This is a genomic window from Vibrio sp. 2092 (assembly GCF_033339635.1).
GTDB lineage: Bacteria > Pseudomonadota > Gammaproteobacteria > Enterobacterales > Vibrionaceae > Vibrio > Vibrio alginolyticus.
In genome coordinates this window covers 23487-47356 of the sequence record NZ_JAWOUY010000016.1, presented here as the reverse complement: position 1 = coordinate 47356, position 23870 = coordinate 23487, and the positions used below count along the sequence as shown (strand labels likewise).

The window sequence follows — 23870 nt, the reverse complement described above, 5'->3', positions numbered from 1 at the left end:
GATTTTTGTTTTTAATCGAGAAAGTGTTTTTATTCCGAGTTATTATTGGTCAAGCATTGCAGTTTATGACGGGGTGCGAAAGTACCCCGAATTGAAAGGGGCGAAAGATGTTAGAGAAGTTACTAAACAACAATCCACTAGGCGTTGTGATGTTGTGTGCTTCGATAGTTGGGACTGGCTATGTGATGAATTATCGCTTGAACAGTATCGAGACGACTCAACAAAACATTGGCACTGATGTAAAAGATATTCGCCAAGATATAAGCGCTCTACAGGCTGATGTTGCCGGATTGAAAGCCGTTGCTGATTACAAAGAGAGAGCAGGTAAATAATGCCTAGAATTAACGTCGCTACTTTCTTTGGAGAACGGCCAAAACAGACGCCGAGACTCCTACCAAATGAATACGCTACAAAAGCGGTAGATTGTCAGTTTCCGGTTGGAAACCTTCAGCCTTACCTTGGCTTGAAGGACACCACTGAAAGCTTAACGGAAAGCCATAAAACGGTTTATAAGTTTTTAGATTGGTGGTTCAAGTGGAAAACTGATGTTGATGTGGTTGTGTCGCCAATTGTTGGTGACCCTTGGAGCCGTGTTTATTTTACAAGTGATACCGGAGTTCGCGTTACCAATAACCAGATATTTAATGGTGTTGGTGATCTTCCCGTTGACTCTTATCCATTAGGAGTGCCAGCGCCAGAGCATGGCGTGACAGCAGAAGTAAATGCGCCAGATCCTCTACCAGAAGAGGACGACGCAACCGACGACGAAACTCGTTTTTATGTCTACACACTTGTTAGCGAACAAGAAGAGGAAGGGGCGCAATCCCCAATCAGCAATCAAACTGAAATTAAGTTCCCAGAGAGTACGGTTACGCTGACATTTCACAGTGAAGGTGTTTTATCCGGCAATATCACTAAACGTCGAATCTATAGAACGTCAACAGAGGGTGGTGTTTCTGACTTCTATCTGGTTGGGGAGATACCGATCTCACAAAATACGTTTGTGGATGATAAGTCAGCCGATGATCTTGGGTTTCCGTTGGAAAGTGAAAAATACGAAATGCCTAACAAAAAGCTAGGGTTTTTAACCCTAATGCCTAACGGAATTATGGCTGGTGGCTATGACCGAACTGTTTGTTTTAGTGAGCCGTATTTGCTTCACGCATGGCCTGTAGATTATCAGCTCACAACAGAGCACGAAATCGTAGCAATGGAATCAGTGAGCAATATGCTATTGGTTGGTACAAAAGGTTACCCTTGGGTGTTCCAAGGTATCACCAGCGATGCGATCAGTGGGCGAAAGCTTGAGTCTATGCAAGCGTGTGTTTCCAAGCGCTCTATGAGAAATATCGACAACCTAATTATCTATGCGTCTCCTCATGGCCTTTGTGCGTTCACTGGTCAAGACGTTGAGCTAATTACCAAGGATATTATTGACTCTAAGCAGTGGGAAGCATTGGAGCCAGAAACCATTGAAGCTTACTACTACGATGGAAAGTATTTGGCTTTTTACGGAAAGGCGCTTGATAAGTCGTTCATATTCGACCCTAAAACGGGTGGCATTACGTTCCATTCTCTAGGTTCAAATCTTGGATTTACTGACTTAGTGACAGGTACGCTTTATGTTCGAAGCGAAGATGGCACAAAGCTGGCTGAATGGAACAAAGGCCAACCTAAAGCGTATGTTTGGCGTTCTAAAGAGTATTACGCCATGTATCCAACACTTAGTACGCTGTATATCCGAGCGGAAGATCCGGCATTGGTTGGAATGAAAATTATCGTTGATGGAGTCGTCATCAAAGATTACGAGATAGGTACGTTAACTGATCGACCTATACGCATTCCACCAGCAAGGGGCAACTCATGGCAATTTGAAGTTTATGGCACTGGAATATTAGAAGAGGTGATCATTGCTTCTAGTATGGCAGAGGTTTACGGGTAAATGGCAGTTCGTACATTACAAGGCGGCAAAAAGCTAAAGGGCAAATTCCAATCTATTCCCCACAAGAAAGGAAGTGACGCTGTAATGGATGCAGTTGCCGACAACTTAGAACAGTTGATCGGTATGCGTGGTGAGGGCGGCAAAAAAGCTGTCCTTTGGGAAGATATGAAAAAGCTTGGTTTTGCTGACTACAGAAACGGTAAATTACAGAGCACAATTAATATTCCAAGTTCAGACGGCGGTATTGATGATCCGATTGTTGGTGAGGAAGTTCAGACGCCAACTACACCACAAAACTTAGTGGTTAAATCTGGCTTTGGTATCGCACTGCTTTCGTGGGATACCGCGCCATATAAAGGCCATGCTTACACCGAAATTTATCAAGCAAGAGATAACGTATTTGCAAATGCTATTGTGGTGCAAACAACTCCGTCTAGCGTTGCGTCATTGCCGATTGAGCCTACAGGTGATTATTACTATTGGATCAAGTTCGTAAACTTAAAAGGCGAACGTTCAGCGATTAACTCAATTAATGGTACTCATGCAAAGAGCATTGTTGACCCTCAATATTACCTTGACCTGATCATTAAGGAGATGGAAGAACATCCCGAACTAATTCCTTTACCGGAGGCATTAGAAGGCATTGATTTTTCATCCATTCCAGACGCAGAAACTATTGAGAATATCGACGTATTATTAGCGGAAGCAGCTATGCAAAACGCTGTAACCGTTGATAAGGAAAGCGCATTTCGCAGAGAAGAGAACCGGACATTAAGGGCCGAGATTGAAACCAACTACTACACAGCAGTTGAAACCGATAAGGCAATGGCGGTTTTAAGAGAGTCGGTTACTTCTCAGATCGAGGAAAACGAGACATCAATTCTTGCTCAGATCAAACGAGAGTACGCAACGAAGGTTGAAGTTGATAGCGCGTTATCGGCATTAAGAGAGTCTGTTAAGTCAGAAATTCAGTCTAATGGGGAGTCAATTCTTGCGCAGGTAGGCCAAGAGTTTGCAACTCAAGTTGAGCTTGATAAGGCTATATCTACAGCCAAGTTAGATCTCGAAACTCAGTTAGGTGATTCGATTTCAGGTATTGAGCAAAACTATGCGACGAACGCCAAGCTAACGTCAGCAATTTCTCAATTAAATACTTCGTTGTCAGCGTCAATTGAAGGAGTTGAGAGCAATCTATCAACCAACTATAAAACGTGGGTTGATACTGAAAAGGCGATCAATATTGCAACCAATTCATTGTCTTCAAAAATTGGAGAGGTTGAGAGTAACTTAGCCAACAACTATTACACTGAAGCGCAAACCGATCAGGCCATTGCTAAATCTGCTTTGACGCTGCAATCATCAATTGACGGTGTTAGCTCGAATCTATCCAAGAACTACTACACGAAGACGCAAACCAATCAGGCGATTAGTACCGAGATTGGAAAAGTTAATGCAACAGTTAACGGCGTTTCATCTTCAGTCACACAGATTAGTGAAGCATTGGCCGATCTTGATGATGGCTATTCTGCGTTGTGGGGCGTTAAAACAAGCATTGGTGGAATGACGGCTAATGTTGCTCTTATTGCTCAGTCTTCCACGGATATGAGCACAACAAACGCAGAATTTGTCGTTAAGAACGCTGGATTTAAGGTCGCTTACGACAAAAATACTGGTGGCACAGGTAGCAACAGCATCGTTCCGGTGTTTGGCACTATCAAAAACCCAGCTTATCAGGATTGGGTTAACGGCGGCCAAGTTGGTACGGCTCCACCAAAATACGTACTCGCAATCGACACTGCATCAATCAAGGTTGCCGACATTAGAGATTTGGTTGCTGGCGATGTAGTGGCAACAAGCGTGCAAGCAAATACAGTAATCGCAAACGTAACGTTACGAACATCAACGATTAATGACCCGAACAGCAAATTCTATGTGAGTGCGGCTGGTGTGGCAAAAATGGTTGGTGCTGATGTTTCGGGGAAAATTACCGCGACTTCTGGCGTACTAAGGAACGTTACGATTGCCGATTCTTGCGATATTCAAGGTCGTCTCAATGTTAATCAGATCGTTGGTGATGTAATAAAACCTTATCCGTACTCGGTTATCAAGACAGACAGTAGTGCAGGACTAATTCAGACACTCTACTCAGTAAATATTCCAATGGCTACTTGGGATCGTGAGGTCGTTTGGGGGAGTGTGTATGCGACTGCGTTCGGCGCATGGTTTGATTTTTTAATTAACGATGAGGTTGTACATAGTCAAGATATTGGTGGCATGAGCGCTCAAAACTCACCAACCTGGCGACATAGCCTTCCGGCTGGTAAGGTTTATAAGGTTAGTTTGCGCATAAGAAACTACGGAAACAATTCTTGGCATGTGTGGAACTCATCTGGATTAGTGCTCACCTACAAAGCTTAGGTTTAAGGCTTTTGGAATTGCGCCATTTTGTTAAGGCGCTCTAGATCGTTTAGGGGCAAAAAGTGCGGTTCGCTAAAGTTGATCACAACAATTACATCTACATTCTTGTGAGAAAGCTTGTTTACGTGGCTATTCGTGATGATTTGCCGGATTTGCCGAAAGAGGTGATCAGTAAGTTGGATAGTGGTGATGCACACTTGTTTGTTGGTGAACGTTGTGGCGCAGTTTTGGAGGTAACGTACGAAGAAAATGATCGAGTAATGTATGTGGTTTTTGGATGGTCTGATAGCGGGCATGGCATATCAGATTACATCAATGCGTACTATCAACTTGCTAAAGATGTGGGAGCAGAAAAGATTGTTTCATTGGCTCGAAGAGCAGGTGTGTACAGGCTTTGGCGCGCTCACGGATTTAAAAAAGTGGGGTACAATGAGCAAGGTTTAATCAGGTTTGAGAAAAGGCTGGTAAACAATGGGTAAAGGGCCAGAAAAAGCAAAACCAACTGCCGATCAAATTGCAGCAGCAGAAGTGGCAGCTAAAGAGTGGAATAGATATCAAGAGGTGTTCGTTCCAATTGAAAACGAATATATGCGTATCACCGAGAAAATGGGGGACGAGGCCAATTACGAAAAGATAGCAGGAGCTGCTAATACAACTTCAAATAGTGCCACCAGCGCCGCCGTCAACCAAACTCAAAAGCAGTTATCTGCTTCGGGATTCAATCCGAGTTCTGGTAAGGCGTCGAGCGCTTCAAATGACATTGTTTCGGGCGCAAATGCCAATGAAGTACAAACAGCCGCACAAGGCCAGCATAACGTAACGGAGCGTTATACAGGCAATCTTCAAAACGTAGTTTCAATGGGGCGTGGTCAGGCGACTCAGGCCACAGCAGGACTTAACGATATTGCGGCTGCGTCAGCGCGTAAGGCCAACCAAGCTGCAATTGATGAAGCTAACGCCGTGTCTATTCCGGCGGCGGTTGCTGGTACTGGTGTATCTTTGCTGACTGGCACTGATGCTGGTAAAGAAATGATAGCAAGCGCTGGACAAGGATTAAGTAATTACTTCAAGCCAGATACTTACAAAAGTATGAAAACAGATAATGGTTTTGCGCCGATGGGTGGCGCTAGTTCATACGGTTTAAGTTAAACGTTAGGAGAAATAATCATGCCTCAAGAGGGTGGATTAGGTTATTACAATCCAAATACTGGCAGTTCATCCGTGCCAGCTCCAAGCGCCAGAGATAAAAGCGATAATCTTTCAAATATGATGGTTAACACTACTGGTAATCCAGAATACATATACGCGAATCTCACGAGAAAGCAGTACGAAGATTATCTAAAACGTTTCCAGCAATATGAGAATCAGCTCATTGGCCTTGCAATGACCGACAAGTTACTCAACAACCAGCTTGAACGTAACACGGAAACTGCTTCAAAGAACTTGGAACAGGCTAATATCAACGCGGCAAATGCGACGAAGAAATATGGTCTTGGAGATCTTCGAACTAATCAGCAAAAACGAAACTTGGAAATGAATAATGCATTGGCATTGGCGTCAACTAATAACAATACACGTCAAGCTATTGGTGATCTTCAGGTTGGATTAATGACTGGTGTTTCGTCAGGTAGCAGAGACTTAATTAACTCGGTTGGCGGTGCGTAGGAGGATATATGGGATACGGCCTAATTGATATTGGTCGGAATAGTGCGAGAAATTCGCTTGATACTTATAGAAACCTTTCCGATCAAGAACAACAACGAAAGCAAGTAAATGAGCAGCTTAAACAGCAATACAAGCAAGGGATTGCGTCAGGTGCAGGTACGGGTGCTGCGCTGGGCGCATCAATCGGTAGTGTTGTTCCTGTAGTCGGTACTGTGGCTGGTGGTGCAATTGGTGCCGTTCTTGGTGGCCTTGCTGCGTCGTTGTTTTAGAGGGTTTTTGCATGGCAAACGTTATTGGTAGTTTTAATGAAGGCGTTCGAGTTGGTGCAGGATTAATTGACCTACACAACCGCCAACAAGATCGTGAGTTGTGGAGACAAGAGCACAACGAAGACCGAGAACGAAAGAAAATCTTGCAACAACGAGAAGATATTCGTTGGCAGCAAGGGCTTGAAGATCGAGAACAACAAAAGTTACAGCGTAAAGATGACTTAAATTGGCAAGCCAAAAGCCGAAAACAACAAGAAAAACAGTGGGCGCAAGCAGAGCTTACATTTAAGCAGCAACAGGAAGAATACAACCACAAGAAAGCACTTATGGAACGCCAAGAAGGTTTTCAAACAATCTTCTTACCTGCAATTGATAAGGCGATTGCCAGCGGAGATTTTTCCTTAATGGAGACGCCAGAGTTTGCAGATTATGTAGCTAAAAACCCTCAATTCGATGTGAACAACATTCTTGGTAGTAACACTGGTAAGGCTTTGGGTGAAGCCGCAATGTTATTCAACAGAATGTCACAAGGCGAAATGCCAGCGGAAAATGACCCAATGCTGATCAATGCAGTGGAAACATTGATGCCTGAAATCACCAAGGCTAAAGGTTTACCTACGATCTACACGGATAAGGATGGTAAGCAACATCAAATAGTTAATAGAAAAGTTTCGGCGGTTCGAATCATTCAAGGTGGTGGTGCAGTTATTGAGCAAGATTTAACACTTGATAATGGCAAAGTTGTCACTGTTCCGGTTACTCAAAACCGAACAAGCAAACCAGATGACAATATCTTAGTTGTGCCGTTGTCAGAATTTAGTAACCGAATGAAAACCATGATTGATACTCGTCAGCATTTGAACCGTGAAGAGTTGAATAAATGGCGAGAACTTCAAACAGGTCGTTCTCTTAACTTCGATGAAAATGGCAATGTTGTATATGGTGGTCGCTCAGGCCGTTCTAGTCGATCTGGCTCTAGTGGTTCATCTTCTTCAATAGCTCAATTGGCGAAGCAACAGCTATCTGAACAAAACGGAATTAATCGTAAGTATGACGAACAGATTGCCAAACTTGACCGCAATATGTTCGATAAGGAACAAGATTATCAGGCTGAAATTGATCGCTTGAATCGAGAAAGGGAAAAGGCGTTAGAGCGTCATACGATGATGTATTTGCCACTAACTGGTTATGATCCTCAATACTTAACCAAGGAGCAAGCGCAAAGTATGGCAAGAAAACGAACGCAAGCGTTTGTTGAGTCATATCCTGATTATGAGTTTTCAGCGGCCAGCAAAGCACAGCTTCAGTCTTATCTAATGGAAAACCCAGCCGCGACGCCTGATCAAGTAAATAAGGCGATTCAAAAGATGATTGAACATGAAGAAATCATCAAGAAAAAGCCATCTAACGAAACACTGATAAGCGAGTCTCAAGAGTTCACCAATGGCGAGAAGAAGGCCGAACAGACAGAAGGTGAACCGTCAAATCAAGGAGAGTTAGAAGCATTACGAGAGGAAATCCTAAACTCTGATGGAACTTATCAAGAAAAGCTTGCAGCAATTAAGGCGGCTAAGTTGAGTCCGGAAGAGCAGCAACAGGCAATGGATTGGCTTAACTACAGTGGTTTTTATAGCGCCGCTGATAAGCTAACAAGTAACGCCAGAGAGAACTTAAAAACTCAAGCTCAACGAGTAGAAGAGCAGCGTAAAAATGCGCCACCAGTCGCACGCTACATGGCTTTAGGTTTGGCTAATCGTTAATTCATCGATTGCAAACAAAAATCCCCAAACGGTGCGGTTGGGGTTATACTTCCCCTGTCTATTTCCTATGCAGAATAAGAGGGGATATCGATGGATTTCAGAGAGGCGATGCGTCTAGTTGAGGAAAGGGAACGCAATCAAAACACATCAACGTTTGGTGACGTTGTTGATATGGCTCAACAAGGCGCTTTGCAAACTTTGGCTGGTGCTGCGAATTTCGTTGGTGCAGAAAAGGCAGCAAGCTCATTAGAGAATTGGGCCAATGAGCAATACGAAACTTTATCGCCTGAAATGCGCGAAGCCATGGCGAAAGATATTATCAATGATGATATGAGCTTTGGCGAAGGTGCTAAAGATTGGCGTACATGGCTAGGCACTGCGTCTAATGTGCTAGGTGGTATGGCTGTAACGATGTTGCCAGCAGGTGCAGTAGGTAAAGCAGCGTCAATGGCTGGTCGCAGCGCAGCAGTGTCCCGAGGTGCCAACGTTGGTACAAACGCACTTCTAAACTTAGCGGCTGGTAACGGTGGTCAAGCCTTAAATGTTCAACGAGAAATCGAGAACATACCTTATCACGAATTAATGGATTCTCCACAGTTCAAGCGTTATGTGGCCGAAGAAGCGAATAAAAATATCTCTGATGAAGAGGCGCTAAACAACGCTCGTACTCGATTGGCCCAAGAGGTCGGGGATTCAATTAAAAACGATCTTACTTTAGGCATGGTCAACCTGATCGGTGAAACGGTAGGTGATCAGGCAATGGTTAAACTGCTAAAAGGTAGTTTAGGCAAAACAATCAAAGGGGCTATTGGTAAAGGTGTACTTGCTGAAGGTGGCACCGAGGCCGTACAAGGTGGCGTTGAACAATACCGCTCTAACGTTCATACCAAGGAAAAAATGGACGTTGAAGGCGACAATTCTGAAGGCGTTGGCGCGGCTGCGCTTGAATCTGGTTTAGTCGGTGGTTTGATCGGTGGTGGCTTTGGTGTGCCTAGTGGTGTGGCTGGTCGTTACCGCCGTCGTAACTTTGAAACCAAGATTGAACAAGCGATCAATCCAGAAGTGATTTCGCAATTGCGCTCAGTTGGTAAAACCGATCAAGAGATTGAGGCTCTTCTCAGACCTAAGATTGAGAACCGCGCTCTTTCTATGGGCTTTGATGTTAACGAATCTACGGCTTTAGCACATCAAGCGTTAGGTGCTGCAATGGGTAAAGTGCCACCAGCAGCAGAGCGTCATGCAACGGAAGACCAAGCGGAAGCACAACAAAGTGTTGAGCCACAACCAGTACAGCCACAGCAAAAGCAACCACAACAACCAATTTCTGAAGCTGCAAAACAGCAAGAGCAAGCGCCTGTTAACCTGTTCTCTTCAGATAATCATGCCGATCTAATCCGTGACGGCCAGCAAGCTGTCAGCGCAATCAAAACTTGGGAAAAACAAGACCGAGGTAATGATTACGCGAAGCAATTGCGCCAAGATATGAGTCGTTACTTGGCAACTCTTAATACAGATCTATCCATTGAAGAACGTCAAGCGGCGCATCGCTCAATGAATTCAATTTACAATGAGTTCTTAAGTGCTATTGGGCAGAAACAAAAATCACCAGTTGATAATGAAGTTGCTCAAGCAGAAATGTTTGATCCTGAAACTGGCGAAGTAATGGCAGATTCAGAGCTATACCATTCTCAAGATGCTCAACGAGATAAGTTGGAATTGATCCAATCAATTCAACGTGGTGAGCTTGGCTTTGTCGATGAAGTTGCAGCGCAAGACGAAAACTTTAAACAAGGCTTGCAACGCGCCATGGAAATCTCGCCAGCAGCAGTGCTTCAGATTGCAAAAACACGTCGTGATGGCAGCATGAGCCAAGAGCAAGCGATCAGTGCTTTACAGCGTGTTATTAACTCCGAAGAACTAAAACAAATCGATCAGTTACGCCCAACTGATGAAGAGAGTTTTCTGCGTGATCAGCAAGCTCAAGAGCGCAATGCTCAACAGCAACTAGAGATTCGCGGCATTCGAACCAATGGCTATCAACCAAACGTTGAGGAAACGCCAGAGTTTCAACGCAATCAGGCGCGTGTTCTTCAAGGTATGAGACAACAAGCTCAAACCAACTCGTTTGCTGGTGGACATAAACCAAACGGTGAGCGTGACGTTACTCCGTTAGCAACGGGTATCGAGAATCAACGAGTTTATGACGCACCACAAGTTGAGTTTGATCGATGGTCTGACGTTAATCCTAAAGACGTTAATCGTGATGAGCGATTCACCAAGCTAGCGAATGAATATGACCTAAATCCTGTAGAAACAGAGCAGGAGCGTTATCGTGCGCCTTATATAGTTGCTCAAGAGCCTATTTTCGCATCAATCCAAGAGGTCGAACAGCGCCAACCTAATCGCAATGCTCGTATTCAAAAGAAATTTGATAAGCGCGAGTCTCAAGAGGTTGAGTCATACAGTGAAGAGTTGCCACAGACTGGCGACGAGTATGTTTACCAATCTGGTGAAGCTGCAAAACGTTCAGAGCTTGGCCGTCAACTTGGTAAAGCTCAAGCTGAAATCGCAATTAAAGGCCGTCAGAAAGTTAACCGTGAACAACGCATCAAGAACATCTTGGAAGGCAAGGGTACAAAAGATGATCTGAACTGGTTGGACAAAGAAGTAAACGCTCAAGCTGATAGCAAAAAAGCCAAGAAACCTACCCTTAAAATAGGTCAAGGTATTGATGGAGTGGACGTTAAGCGCAGCGGTAATACCACAACGTTGACGCCTAAAGTCGAAAAGTGGAACGCAACTATTGGCGAGAGAACGGTTTACGTCACTCAAGATAAAGAGCTTAAACAGGTACAAATCCGACTAGCGGAACAAGAGGAACCGGTCACTACTTTTGACTATGGCAAAGGTAGCGATATGCGCTTGATGGATGCTATTGGAAAAGCTAATCAAGCAGCGGATAAATATATAAGCCTTATTGTAAAAAGCAATGAATCTTACCTTCAGAGCGAAGCAGAAAAAGCCCAAAGCAAAGGTATTGTTGATCAATCACTTTTAGTCGAAGAGCGCGAAGAGACAGCGAAAGCCGTTGATATTTGGCCTAGTGTTGAGCAACGCCTTGAGCGCGGTCAAATGCCTACGCCTGAACAAATGAATGTTTTGCAAGATGCTGCGGAATATATCAATTCAGCAGGCAAGATTTACTTTACTGGCAAGCTAGGTGATTTGTTTCGCCTTGGTGACGTTCTGAAAACACGCTTATCAAAATATGACGCACTACTTAGTGATGAAGAGCTAGAAGGTGATATTGCCAAATTAGAAGAGCGCAAAACCAATACAAAAGCAGATAAGCAAGAGCCTTCGCTCATTGATACTCTTCAAGCTGTATCAGATAAGTACGCAGAAAACCCAACTTATCGCGTCAAGAGCTACGAGTTAGAACCAGCTTGGAAAGCAGTATCTAAAGCAATGGAAGAAGCTGGCGCGGATACGCACGACTTGTATTCATTCAGCAATTGGATCACTAGCCAATATCAATCAGATCGCCAAAAAGCAATCGACTTGGCAAAAAGCTATCTGAGTGACGACAAGCCAGAGCCAACGCCACCAAAAGGAAGCAAACTAAAATCTAGCAAGGCCACCAGCAACGAAACTGATGCGTCTAAAGCTAAAAAAGGCCGTTCTCGCCCAAGTGGAGCGCGTGAATATCTAAAAGCTATCAACGCGCTTCAAAGTGGCGAGTACACCAAGGAAGAGGCAATTGAGCTGATCGATAACTACATTGATGATGTTCCGGCTTTAGAGGAAGAATTTAGCCAATTCACGAAGCCAGCTATCGGCAATTTCTTTGCTCAAATGGGCCAATGGATTGATACAAGCTTGCGTAAAGACGATCTAGTTAAGCGAGCGGTTAAAGATATCGGCAACCAGTTTGCTGCTATTCAGTCTGATGGTGGAATGTTTGTAGTTAAATCACCTTCAGCTATGCGCAACATTCTTTCTGAAATGAGTGATGCTGACTACAACAAGCTTGCTGAGAAACGAAAACAACAAGCAATCGAGCGTGAGCAGGAAGCCGAGCGCAAGAAAAAGGCTCTTGATAATCCTCAAACACTTGATGATTTCCAAGCCTACGCACGAGCTAACGGCGGCACTATTGATGCTTTCAATGACCAGCAGCTAGCCGAGTTTGACCGTCTATACACTGAAAATCAGTTAAGCAAACTAGCAGAGCAAGAAAAGCGCGAACTAGAGCGAAAAGCTGAAGTTAAGGCCGTTGAAACTGACGGGACTATCGAGTTGAGCAAGGTCGATGTTCTCAACGAAGCTAAAGGTGAACAACGCTATGGCGCTGCGTTTAGCGAAGTTGATAGCGATACTTTCAACGATATGAGAGCCAAGGCGAAACAGCTAGGCGGTTGGTACGCACGAGCTTACAAACCTAAAAACTTGCCAGCTCGTTTTGACTTTAAATCTGAACAAGCGCGTGATGATTTCCTATCTGTAATGGGCGGCTTGAACGTTGATCAAAGCGAACGAGTTAAACAACGCGATCAAGAGAAAACGAAGTCGAAAAAAGAGAAGCAAGTTGAAGCTCTACGCGAAAAAGCGGCATCACTACAGGCGAAAGCTGATGAGTCAAACAACGCACAGCGTTTGACTAATACTTCTCGTCGCGCAGCCATGGCAGCAAGCGCAGCGGCACGAGCAGATAAGCAAGAGGCGCAAGCGAATATCTTGCGTAAGATTGCCGATGGCGTTGAATCTGGCGAGTTCCTACTGCTAGGCAACTTGACTGATATCAGCCAGCTTGAAGAACTAACAAGCGTTATGAACCGTGTTAAATGGGATATGCCTGAAGATGTTCGAGAAAAACTAGCGTATCGAGATCAGCAAGGCAACTGGCATTTAAAACCAGAAACTAAGTTTAATCAGGTTGCTCGTTACGTTCGTTTTCCAGCGCCGAAGAGTACGCCAGCGTCACTTGAATACATTGCGCGAGAAATCGAAAACCTAGACGGTTACAAGATGACGGCTAAATCTATTCGAGCAAACATTAAAGGCTTGAAGGAGCACGAGAGCGTTAACTTGAATGGTGCGCGTTGGGATAAAGTTATTCCTAAATTGCGCCAGCTAGCGCGTAGCAAATCAAACACTGTTTACCGTGTCGAGCACATCAACGAGTTATTCAAGTCGCAAGATCGCTTAATTCGCATGGGTATTAAAGGCGATATCACGTTGCGCCAAGCCTTGCGTGAATATGAGCAAGCGAACAACGGAAAAATGTCAACGCAGAAAGAAAAAACACGCTTACAAAAACTCACAGAGAAGATTGAGGAAACTGTACGCGGTAACCGTAATGCGTTTAATGACTTCTTCCCAACTCCTGAAGCAGAAGTGAAAAAGCTCATTGATTTAGCCGATATTAAACCAGGTATGAAAGTGCTAGAGCCAAGTGCTGGTATGGGTCACATTGCCGATCAAATTGCGGCTCTAAATGGCGTAGATCTTGATGTTGGTGAACTTGCTTTCACTCTAAGCGAATTACTTGAAGAGAAGGGGCACAACGTTGTTGCTGGTGATTTCTTGGAATATAACGCTGGTGAAATCTATGACCGCATTGTTATGAATCCTCCATTTAGTAACGATGCAGATATTCACCACATCAACCATGCGCTAACGATGCTAAAAGATGGCGGTAAGTTGGTTGCTATCACTAGCTCAATGGCTGGTAATCGTGGCAACACAACAAATAAAAACTTCCGTCGTTACCTAGATGAAGTTGGTGCAGAAGAGATCAACCTAGACGCTGGCGCATTCAAGAACAGCTTGAACCCTACGAACGTAGCAACAAAGATTATTGTCATTGAAAAACCAGCGAACGATCAGTACGACGATATTCGTTTCAGCAAGGCCAGCGAAGTCAACAAAAAGCCTTCCACCAGCCTATCGCCTGAAAAGGTTACTCAAGCCGCTCAAGATTGGATTAACCAATACGACGGTTTGAAAGGTGCGAATGTAATGGTTGTGCCAACTATGGCCGATCTGCATGAACTGGTTGAAACTGAATCCAATGCGATTGTTAAAGGCGCATGGTTGTCCGGTGATAACCGTGTTGTGCTGGTGGCAGAAAACTTGGAAAACGTTGCTGACGTTCGCCGCACTTTGCGCCATGAGTTTATTGCTCACAATGGCCTATACGCAAACCTAGACGTTGCTCAACAAGCGCAGTTAACCAAGAAGGTCAACAGCCTACGAAACGTTAACTCTTTGAAAGGCATCTTTGCCGAGGTTGATAAATCATATCGAACCGCACCGGAAGACGTAAAAGCGGAAGAGGTGATCGCTAAGATTGCAGAAACAGAATCTAGCGTTTCTCAACGAATCTTAGACAAAGTGTTGTCTTGGGTGCTTGGTGCATTGCGTCGTTCTGGCATTTTGAGTGCAGAGAAAATCACGCTTTCAGAAGTGCGCAACATGATCAACAACGTGGATAGCGACCTTCGAAAACCTAACGGAATGACCACGCTTTCTAACGTTGTGCGCTTTAGCCAAACAATCTCAAGCATGGATGAGGATTTGGCGCAGCAAGGCGATCCAATTGTGAGCATTGCTGATGCGTTGGCAGCGAAGAATGAGAGTTTCTACAAGCAAATGCTTGGCAAGATCAACGTTCCATTTATTAGCAAGCAGTTTGATGCGCTTAAAAATGGTGGTTGGGCGTTGTTAAACCTACGCCAAATGGCTGAAGTAGGTAGAAAACGAGTAAGCCGTGAGGTTGGCAACATTCTTGAGTCGTATGTAAACAACAAAGATTTGTTTACTACACGCAAAACAGACTTGATTGAGAAAGTTCACAAACAAGCTGATGCCTTGAATAAGTTCCGTAAGGATAAGCCACAAGACGCCGAAGCTACCTTTAGTTTGTTGCACGATGCGACGTTGGCCGATGTTGACCCGTCAAAAGAGTATGTTGACCAAACTGATGAGAAGAAAGCGCTACTCAAAACACTAGCGAAGCTTTACCAAGAGTACGGCGGTTCGCAAACTAAGCGCGGTTCCGAAATTTGGCAAGAACGCCAAGCGCTAGAGCGTGAGATTAAGAACGAGCCGAAACTAAGACTTAAACACAAGGCATTACGTGAGAAGTTCCTACAGCTTTCGCCAGATGCTCAAAAAGTCTTTACCGATGTGCGCGATCACTACATTAGCCAACGCGAGGAAATGGATAAGGCGCTAGAAGAGCGCATTACTGATCTTGCGATGGCTGGTCACAAACGAGCAGGTGAGAACACTTACCATCGTTACATGATGGAAAAATCACGCCTTGGTTTCTATGTGCCGTTGGCGCGTTTTGGTAACTATTGGATCGATGCCGTTGACTCAAGCGGTGAGCGTGTATTCCAAATGTATGAGACTGAAAGCGCCATGATGAAGGATGTTAAAAAGCTTCAGGCGGCTGGCTACAAAGTTCAGGATGATAAGAATGCGAACTTAGAAGTTGGACAAGTGCGCTTTGGTCTAAAAATCCAAGAGAGTCGCGGCCTAAATGGTGCTAGCGCGTCATTCGTGAGCGATATTATTAAGGCGATTTCAGGTGTGCAAACTAATGACAAGGTAAAAGATCAGTTAACTGATGAAATCTACCAAATGTATTTGCAAACCATGCCTGATCGCTCAATTCGTAAATCATTCATTCACCGTAAAGGTGTAGCTGGCTATTCAGAGGATGCGGCTCGTGTGTTAGCAGATCAGGGTGTTCGCCAAGCGAACCAACAAGCGCGACTAGAAACAGAGAAGCGCTTCACCGATCTAATGGAAGAGTTGAAGATTGCTACGGACAAGAGCAATAACGTGTCAGCGTCACGCTTGTATAACGAAATGGTTAAACGCCACGAATGGATGATGAACCCACAACGCGCACAATGGGCGCAAGCGCTAACTGGTTTTGGCTTCTTCTGGCAAATCGGTATTTCACCAGCTTCGGCAATGGTCAACTTATCCCAAAATTGGCAGATTGCTTTGCCTTACATTGGTTCACGTTTTGGCTTTAAGGAAACCGCGGCAGAAATGGCAAGTCTATCTGGCCTATTTGCTAAGACGTTCGTTGCTAAAAAATCAAAAGCTGGCTTGCGTGGCGATATGGATATGACCAACGGCATTTTGGGCGACGTACTTAACCAAGATGAGAAAGAGGCATTACGCCACGCGATCAAAATTGGTGCTATAGACGTAACTCAAATGGCCGACTTAACAGGTATGGCAGAACAAGAGTCGTCAAACTATACGGGCAAATGGGCGAGAGCACAGCAACTAATCGGTGCGCCTTTCCATTGGGCCGAAGTAATGAACCGTGAGGTTTGTTTTATCACTGCTTACCGTATGGCGAAGAAGAACGGACTAAGCAAACAAGAGTCACTTGATTACGCAACTAAAGCGACTTGGGATAGCCACTTTGACTATTCGAGCCGTAACCGCGCTCGATTCATGCAAGGTGACGTTGCGGCAGTAGCATTGCAGTTCAAACAGTACAGCCAAAACATGACTTACTACTTGTTTAGCCGTTTCTTTGATTCAATTAAAGGCGAAACGCCAGAGGTGAGAAAGGAAGCGCGTAAGCAGTTGCTTGGCACATTTGCCGTTACGTTTGCCATTGGCGGTCTAAACGCTCTACCAGTCGCAACAATCGCGACACTTGCGAATATGGCCTATGCAGTGGCAGGTGATGACAATGAGCCTTGGGACGCAGAGACAGAGCTAAAAGCGCTACTTGCTAAGACGTTCGGAGAAGATATTGCGAAAGGCTTGTATTACGGTTCAATGCCTAGCGTTTCAAGCCGCATCAACATTGACTTGCTTCGCCTTTGGGTTCAAGAATCAGACGCACAAGATAATGTTGGTGTTGCAGAAAACATTCTTCAACAGGCGGCAGGTGCTTCATTTGGTATTGCCGTATCTTGGGCGCGTGGTCTGGACTACATGACAGAAGGCCAATACTTGCGCGGCATGGAATACATGACTCCAAAATGGATGAAGGACGTTTTTAGAACTGCGCGATACGCTTCAGAAAGTGGCACTGTCACAAACCGAAATGGTGAAATTATCATTGATGATGTGACGTTGTTTGAACATGCTCAACAAGCGCTTGGTTTTACTCCGGCTCGACTGGTTCAGCAGTACGACACAAACAGCGCATTGAAAGGTTACGAACGTCAAGTTACTCGTCGTCGTCAAAGCTTAATGAATGCTTATTGGCTGGCGGTACGCACTAAGGATAGTGATGGACGTAAAAATGTGCTTAACAAGATCCGTGAGTTCAACCGTTCGGAATGGGGCAGACAAAACCCGATTACCGCCGAAGTCTTAAGCCGTTCAGTGAAGCAACATTTCAAAATGGCGAGTAAATCACAGAATGGTGCGCACTATAATCAGAAATATATAAAGTTGCTGCAAGAGCAACAGAGTTGGTAGCACTATTGGAGTGCTTAGAAAAGAAGTATGGAGAGATCTAAAATGACTGCTAGTAAAAGCATTTTAACAGTAATGATTTTGGGTTTAGCTGGTGGCGCATTGTGCGCTACCGCAGCGTAACTACCAAGGCGGCGATAGCGGAAATTCGCAGAGTATGAGGCTCAAAAGTGCTAAGAAGTTTCTAGGTACAATGCAGTAACTCATACACGTCCTCTGGCTAGTTGACTAGATTGAACTACTGGTATTGTCACTCACAATTAGACAAAGGTGAGATAGATTATTTGCTCTATCTCACCAGATAAAGTAAAAGTAAGTTGAGCAACCATAAGTTCTGTTACGCACACACTTCACTACCTGTTTATAGCATCACTCTTTATCTATGCTCTTTATTTCAGTTTTAATACAAGGTAGCTCATCCACTAAATCCACTTTCATCCAATAATTTATCGACAATTCACCGACATTTTCATTTTGAGATGGCACATAATTTACTTTTATAAATTGATTATCCATAACCTTGCCAAATACGATTGATTCGAATAAATCTCTAGTTGTCAGTAAACTGAAGTTTACGTCCGAAAAATGAAGACTATATACAATTATATCACCCAGATTACAGATATAGTTATTTCCGAAGCCATCAATAAAGGAAATGTCAAACTTATTAGCTATTTCTGGTTTGTATCTTGCTTCTCGAAGTAATTGATTCAACTCTGAGCTTCCTGAAAACAAAACTGGATTTGTAATATCTTTTGAAAAGTTAGAAATGTCGAAAATGTTATTTTCTGCATTGGTATAGACTTTTGAATCAGAAGTTTTGTACTGCAATAGCTTTCTTAGAATATTTAATTCAACATTATCTCTGGTTGATTCTTTAAGCCAACTTTCCTCGTTGACAGCTCTATTGGTTTCAATGTTTTTTGCAATATTTTCTTTAAGATATCCCTGTATATTTAATTTATACAAGGTTTCTTCCACAGGATTGCCGTTAAAACCAACCGATTTAAATAAATTTATAGGAAACTCGAAGTTCGCGTCGTCGCCTATAAAAGCCTTGGAACAAGCTATGCCAAATTTAGTTAGCAGATCTTCGTCAATATCTGCCTCTGCAACTAACTGATTCTGCCGTTGGTTTAGTTGGTCAATAACTTGTTGAATTGAAGTTTTAAAGTTACCTAGGTTACTATCAAATTGTTCTCTAGAGATGAGGAATGGTTCTTTGATTTCGTCAACCAATCTAAGCCACTCTTGTAAGTCACGAACAAGGGATTGTTGGTCTTGAAGGCGAAATGCATCCGAAAAAACAATATCGAACCATTTACGTCCCAGTTGCCATTGGCTATTTGAAAAGGAAACGGCTATCTCAACATAAGCAATATTCATACTTTGAGCGTCGTTACGTCCCCAACCTGAATAGATACGACCCGATACTCTTCTCTTTTCATTAACTCGCCCAAAGGACTCAAGTACTCTTGAAATCCATGAGCCGTAGCTACCGCTTTCATAATTGGGATAATCCCTATGCCTAATATACGCTCCAACTACGTCACTAGCGTTGGATATAGACTTAGGTCTTCGACCAATTGCACCTGTTGGGTGAATTGCAGCGTTAGAAAGTAACGCTTTAATGTATTGTCTTATTTTTTCATTATCATTTAAGTTCGGTTTTAGCAACATGTAACAAGCAGTAATAACTCTAAGGTCAAACGCTGCATTCTCAAATGCAATATTAAAAGCTGATTTAAGGTTAAACTGATGACCATTTAAGATCACAATCCAATTTTTGTCATCTAAGCTTTTAAGCAACATATCATGAGTCACTAATTCAGAGTGCCATCTATATTCTTCTAGTCCATGACCATAATCTCTAACTGAAAGCTTTTCACACCAATTGTTCAGCATGTCAACACCCCACCCAGCAGCCTCGTCATTGTTATACCTCAAAGCTGTTATCGCGGTATGCGCTGTAAATTCTAAATGGGTAAGGAACAATGGTAGTGAATCAGTTAGGCTATCAAGTCGTTTACGTCTCGGTTCAATATAATCCAGCCAAGACTCCCACGACCCAACAAAATCAAAAAGTACGTCTTCATATTTATTTGCTACGCGCATATCTGACGAGGAAGAGCTATATGAACGCCATTCCATCAATAATGACCAAGTAAAGTAACTACCTTGGATCAATAAAAACCCTTCACGCTTAACCAGTTTTTCCCGCCTTGAAAATAGTCGTTTATGCAAATAAATGACTTCGTCAAAGAATTCTATATTTTCAGGAATTAGTTCGACAGCAGATTTAGCAATTTGATAATATTCTGTCAAAATTTCATCGAGATAGCTCCTACTGAAAAAATTAGTTGTTGGCAACAAAAGCCAATTATCGTCTTCATTATTATCGTTAATAAAGCTTAATGCAGAAGCAATCTCTATATGCCATTTCACGATGTTGTCTAAAGCGTATTTAAATTCTCCTATGTTCTTTTCTCGAATCGAATCATTAGCTGAGCCAACTAAGCCCAGCATCATGGAAGTTAGGCTTCTTTCATCATTATCTTTGTTTTTCTTGATTGTAAAGCTTAATTTAATCAATACCTTAGATAACCAACTTAGATCGAAACCAGAATACCTAACAATTACTAGACCTGTTTCATTTTCTTTAGTCCAAATAGGTTGTAGTACAAATTCTGGTTCAGCATTTAAATCTAAATGGAGCCAGCTAAAACCTTTTTTCGAAACTAGCCTCTTCACCAAACTCTGGCGATTAAGCCAACGAAGCACTTTGAGCTTCTTAACTTGGTAATGAATTATTGCATTGATGATTGAAAAGTAGACGTTAGTTACTCGAATTGGATCTGGTGACGGAAACATAATTTCATTGTATTTATCATCAGAGAAATTATAGGTGCTTACTTTGAGTACGCCCTCATCTGGGTTAGCCAGAAGATTATTTTTTACTGAGTTTTGTAGTAATAATTCATGAATCCTGTACCTAATATCAGCCTCACATAGCTCATGAATAGTGAATCGAACAACTATCCTGTCACGTTTCGTTTCATCTAACATCATGAATGTAGCTGTAAAAAACCAACTCGTTAATAAAACATTAAATGCCAACCATAACGCGGTAGCTATGCAAATCGCTAGATAAGTTGACTTATCCATACTAGCGCTGAGGAAGTAGCCCACAATTATAAATATGGACAAAAATAATCCACTTAAACCAGCAAACATGAAGCCAGAGTACAGCTGATAAATAGGAAACAATGTCTTCTTAGCTGACTTATTCTGAAAAAGTACACCAATCAAACCAATAACAAGTGGATATACAACACCGACAATGGTTAACTGACCAGCAAGAAAACCACCTTGCCAGTCGATTAGTCTTCTCCAATTAGGAAAATACTCGATAGCAAATGGAGTTAATTCTTCTTTCCAAAGCAATAAATTGGCTACAAGTAAACTAGCTAAGACGAAGGTGAGAAAGGTGTAATAACTATGCCTTTGAGACCAACGTAATATGTTGTGCTCTAAAAGGTTCCATTTACTTGAGAGGAACGCCTTATTTTGGTAGAGCGTTTCATCAATGTTTTTATCTACACGATGCTGAAGTGAATTTAACAGCTTCTCAATACTAACAAGCACTTAGATGCCCCCCCCAGGAGCTAGATCGTTCTTTTTTAATTGCAACTACTTTACTAGAAAGCGGCTGTTAATCAATGATATGAGTCTCTTTGAATTGATTAGTGTGTAGTGGTTGTACTGGCTAAGCAAATTTGGCCGTATTGCTAGAGCTTTGACATAAGGAAAATAAGTCAAATACTAAAATGAACGCTGTACAGAAAAACTGACCTAAAACACTTTGGGGCATTCCCATGAACAACCCGTAGGAAAATATTTTTCCAGCCACCTTCCTAAATTATAAGTTCATAAGTGATTAATAAATATAGAAATTTTATCAATCCAATGTCCAGTCCTTGTGCTTTAAGAGCTAGAAGGGGCGCCTTCGACATTATTATTTTTTGTAACAAGGCAGACAGAACAACCAACACTCATAATGCGACTTTCATGACTGACTACATCTCAGGATAAAGCCCTTTATCGAGCAAAGCGTAGCGAAAATTAAATGGCTGATTCATCCGCTCTGCTAGTTGCGTAAGCTCTTTTTCGTCTAAATGTTTAACACGATCCGAAGCTAGCTTCTCAAGAGGAGTTAAATCGACTGAATAATAATTGAGCTTTTCTTTATTATCCTCAGCTACTAACGCTTTTTTTAGTTTAGCGGTCGCGTCCTTCATACACATTCGATCTGTATAATTCGCTAAATAGCCTATTGTCGTTTTTTTATCATCATCACTCAGAGAATCAAACCATAAAGAATCAGGGATAGTAATTCGATTTTCATTCGCAATCTCTTCGCAGTAATCGAATCTCTCTTGCCACTGTTTTTCTGCCGTCTCACTATCCAGAACAGAGGCACAGCCAAACAAAAGAAGACATAACGTTATAGCTTTACTTGGATACTTCACTGACGCAGTTCCAAAATTTTCGTTCTTCACCATACGTGTAAATCTCCTGCTCATATGCAATATTAAATATCTTATTACGTGTAAATTTCGATGCGCCTAGCATTGCTCCTCCGAACGCTTCCCAATCGTATTCCCTGATGGTTATAAACTTCTCGAAAGCGCTAGTAGTGACACTCGGAGTTCCAAATATGTTATAGAAAGGGGTTGAAGCTAACGTTCCATTGAGTAAGTTACCTGACGCCATAATGCCTTTTATGTCAGCGACGGCACGCCTACTCTTTTCGCTAAGCTTCAGATTGTTGATATCACATACGCCTAACTTTGCCATTTCATTGTTTTCTTTGAGGTAAAATTAGTGTTATACAGATTTGGAAAAACTGAGTCATTACTGCTTATGTGACACTGAGCGTATTTTTTTAAGAACCCTCGAAATCACTAATAAAATTGACTTTTTGAAAGCATATAGTTGTGTGATAACGCTTTGAAGATTGGAACTTTTTCATTGTCCTGATTCAATTCGCTCAAACAAAGGGGGGTTAGTTATAACTATAAAGAGCAAAAACCTGAACTCAAAAAATAGGCGAACCAAAAGGTTGTTACAATGAATAGTATCAGCCAAGAGCTGCTGACACGTCGATAGACAGAACCGATTTAATGCAACCTGTCAGATCTAGTCATATAGGGAAAAACTGACAGATTACATCTAGGTTGGTACAAATAAAGCCAGCTCTTAGCTGGCTTTATTGTGTTTTACATCAAGCTAAGACGTTTAGCTGCAATAGCATTGATCTTAATAATGTCTTGGTTGGTGAAGATTTGGCTGTTATTCATGTAGTGCATAAGCTTCTCTTTATTACACACAAAAGCGTCATCGGGCACAAACTGGAGTCCGCTTGCTCGTCCAGCGACCACGTCAATTAACACTCTAAAGTTTACATGTTCTTTCAAGTCAACGAAGTCTTTGTACAGGTTTGGATTGAAGTCGATGGAGTTTTCACTCTGCTTGGTTAGCTTCTCAGCCATTAAGTTAAAAGCATTGATGTAAGCTTCTTTGATTATGGCAGCTTTCTTTCCGGTAAAGCCCATCACCAAGAATATGAACCCATCTTTCGTCATTTGATAGAACGGTTGGAGTTTGTTGTTCTGTAACTCATTGTTTTTGTGGCAAAGCGTAAAATTGCGCCCTGTAAAACCATGCGAGCACTCCAAGTTTCTGATTTTACGAATCACGTCTTTATGTTGTTTGTTAAAGTACTTAGCCACCAGAAATGAATCGGTAACTAAAGCGTTAGTTTTAGACACGAAAACGAGATCTTCAGGGCGATGTTGTTCGATTGGAAGTGTAGTTTGTGCTGGCATAGTCGCCTCCTTTGTAATGATATTTAAATCACCACCAAGAGGTTCCTAATCTACTGGTGGTGAACTGAACAAGGTTAGGAACTACCGCTACAAAGGAAACGGCGCGCCGAAGCGCCCTCATCCAGTCCACCATAATTTGGGTGCACTGAATCACGCAATAAAAAACCAGCATAAAGCTGGCGTTATCACGCCTTTGTAATTGCGGGGTTCCTAATCCCGACAACGGATTTTGCCATTGCCCGAATAGAATAGTTACCGTAAGGCGTGATAGTCAAGCTTTTTGTAGCATATCATTTTAGGTTTTAAATAGAAAACGCATTTGTATTTGATGGTTTATTTTTGTTTTCGAAAGTTTATTTTCTGAACGCCAATACTGGATGTATATACAGCAATCATGTAGTATATTGCTGTAAGCTACTAATGCATGATGTAGCTATAACTTGTTTCTAAGCGTTGTGCG

13 protein-coding genes are annotated in these 23870 nt (G+C 42.7%); 9 read left to right on the top strand and 4 right to left on the bottom strand.

All coding sequences use genetic code 11. The features are described from left to right. Window positions 1-107 precede the first annotated feature (107 nt). The 9 genes from R7P80_RS21865 to R7P80_RS21825 all read left to right on the top strand — a co-directional run bounded on the left by R7P80_RS21865 (window position 108) and on the right by R7P80_RS21825 (window position 17525). A complete protein-coding gene (locus R7P80_RS21865) occupies window positions 108-332 on the top strand; it encodes a hypothetical protein (protein ID WP_020840883.1) in 225 nt (74 codons plus the stop codon). Further along, window positions 332-1942: a hypothetical protein gene (locus tag R7P80_RS21860; protein ID WP_225491922.1), complete on the top strand. Its 1611-nt coding sequence runs from the start codon at window positions 332-334 to the stop codon at window positions 1940-1942. The genes R7P80_RS21865 and R7P80_RS21860 overlap by 1 nt, the downstream gene beginning before the upstream one ends. Next, window positions 1943-4360: a phage tail tip protein gene (locus R7P80_RS21855; RefSeq protein WP_225491921.1), complete on the top strand. Its 2418-nt coding sequence runs from the start codon at window positions 1943-1945 to the stop codon at window positions 4358-4360. Window positions 4361-4422: 62 nt separating this feature from the next. Continuing rightward, window positions 4423-4839, top strand: a complete 417-nt coding sequence (locus R7P80_RS21850) for a hypothetical protein (protein WP_170891552.1) — start codon at window positions 4423-4425, stop codon at window positions 4837-4839. Next, window positions 4832-5509: a hypothetical protein gene (locus tag R7P80_RS21845; RefSeq protein ID WP_170891551.1), complete on the top strand. Its 678-nt coding sequence runs from the start codon at window positions 4832-4834 to the stop codon at window positions 5507-5509. The genes R7P80_RS21850 and R7P80_RS21845 overlap by 8 nt, the downstream gene beginning before the upstream one ends. 18 nt (window positions 5510-5527) lie before the next feature. Then, on the top strand, window positions 5528-6025 hold the full coding sequence (locus tag R7P80_RS21840) for a hypothetical protein (RefSeq protein WP_170891550.1): 498 nt from the start codon (window positions 5528-5530) through the stop codon (window positions 6023-6025). Between the two features lie 8 nt (window positions 6026-6033). Then, the gene (locus R7P80_RS21835; protein ID WP_170891549.1) at window positions 6034-6294 is read left to right on the top strand and encodes a bacteriocin; all 261 of its coding nucleotides are present in this window, start codon (window positions 6034-6036) and stop codon (window positions 6292-6294) included. Between the two features lie 11 nt (window positions 6295-6305). Next, window positions 6306-8054: a hypothetical protein gene (locus R7P80_RS21830; protein WP_225491920.1), complete on the top strand. Its 1749-nt coding sequence runs from the start codon at window positions 6306-6308 to the stop codon at window positions 8052-8054. A 90-nt stretch (window positions 8055-8144) separates the two neighbouring features. Further along, window positions 8145-17525, top strand: coding sequence for a PLxRFG domain-containing protein (locus R7P80_RS21825; protein ID WP_225491919.1), 9381 nt, complete (start codon window positions 8145-8147; stop codon window positions 17523-17525). A gap of 366 nt (window positions 17526-17891) precedes the next feature. Here the strand turns inward: R7P80_RS21825 and R7P80_RS21820 are convergent, their stop codons facing one another. The 4 genes from R7P80_RS21820 to R7P80_RS21805 form a co-directional block, all read right to left on the bottom strand. Beyond that, the gene (locus tag R7P80_RS21820; protein ID WP_225491918.1) at window positions 17892-21167 is read right to left on the bottom strand and encodes a hypothetical protein; all 3276 of its coding nucleotides are present in this window, start codon (window positions 21165-21167) and stop codon (window positions 17892-17894) included. A gap of 431 nt (window positions 21168-21598) precedes the next feature. Further along, window positions 21599-22084: a hypothetical protein gene (locus R7P80_RS21815; RefSeq protein ID WP_225491917.1), complete on the bottom strand. Its 486-nt coding sequence runs from the start codon at window positions 22082-22084 to the stop codon at window positions 21599-21601. After that, window positions 22035-22379 (bottom strand): hypothetical protein, encoded by a 345-nt coding sequence (locus R7P80_RS21810; protein ID WP_318096801.1) that lies wholly within the window; start codon window positions 22377-22379, stop codon window positions 22035-22037. The genes R7P80_RS21815 and R7P80_RS21810 overlap by 50 nt, the downstream gene beginning before the upstream one ends. Before the next feature lie 422 nt (window positions 22380-22801). After that, window positions 22802-23410, bottom strand: a complete 609-nt coding sequence (locus R7P80_RS21805) for a Rha family transcriptional regulator (protein ID WP_225491916.1) — start codon at window positions 23408-23410, stop codon at window positions 22802-22804. Window positions 23411-23870 lie beyond the last annotated feature (460 nt).

What these genes read in the sequence shown, in the direction of transcription:
- R7P80_RS21865 (WP_020840883.1), top strand. Translation starts at nt 108, where the DNA reads ATGTTAGAGAAGTTACTAAACAACAATCCACTAGGCGTTGTGATGTTG.
- R7P80_RS21860 (WP_225491922.1), top strand. Translation starts at nt 332, where the DNA reads ATGCCTAGAATTAACGTCGCTACTTTCTTTGGAGAACGGCCAAAACAG.
- R7P80_RS21855 (WP_225491921.1), top strand. Translation starts at nt 1,943, where the DNA reads ATGGCAGTTCGTACATTACAAGGCGGCAAAAAGCTAAAGGGCAAATTC.
- R7P80_RS21845 (WP_170891551.1), top strand. Translation starts at nt 4,832, where the DNA reads ATGGGTAAAGGGCCAGAAAAAGCAAAACCAACTGCCGATCAAATTGCA.
- R7P80_RS21840 (WP_170891550.1), top strand. Translation starts at nt 5,528, where the DNA reads ATGCCTCAAGAGGGTGGATTAGGTTATTACAATCCAAATACTGGCAGT.
- R7P80_RS21835 (WP_170891549.1), top strand. Translation starts at nt 6,034, where the DNA reads ATGGGATACGGCCTAATTGATATTGGTCGGAATAGTGCGAGAAATTCG.
- R7P80_RS21830 (WP_225491920.1), top strand. Translation starts at nt 6,306, where the DNA reads ATGGCAAACGTTATTGGTAGTTTTAATGAAGGCGTTCGAGTTGGTGCA.
- R7P80_RS21825 (WP_225491919.1), top strand. Translation starts at nt 8,145, where the DNA reads ATGGATTTCAGAGAGGCGATGCGTCTAGTTGAGGAAAGGGAACGCAAT.
- R7P80_RS21815 (WP_225491917.1), bottom strand. Translation starts at nt 22,084, where the DNA reads ATGGTGAAGAACGAAAATTTTGGAACTGCGTCAGTGAAGTATCCAAGT.
- R7P80_RS21810 (WP_318096801.1), bottom strand. Translation starts at nt 22,379, where the DNA reads ATGGCAAAGTTAGGCGTATGTGATATCAACAATCTGAAGCTTAGCGAA.
- R7P80_RS21805 (WP_225491916.1), bottom strand. Translation starts at nt 23,410, where the DNA reads ATGCCAGCACAAACTACACTTCCAATCGAACAACATCGCCCTGAAGAT.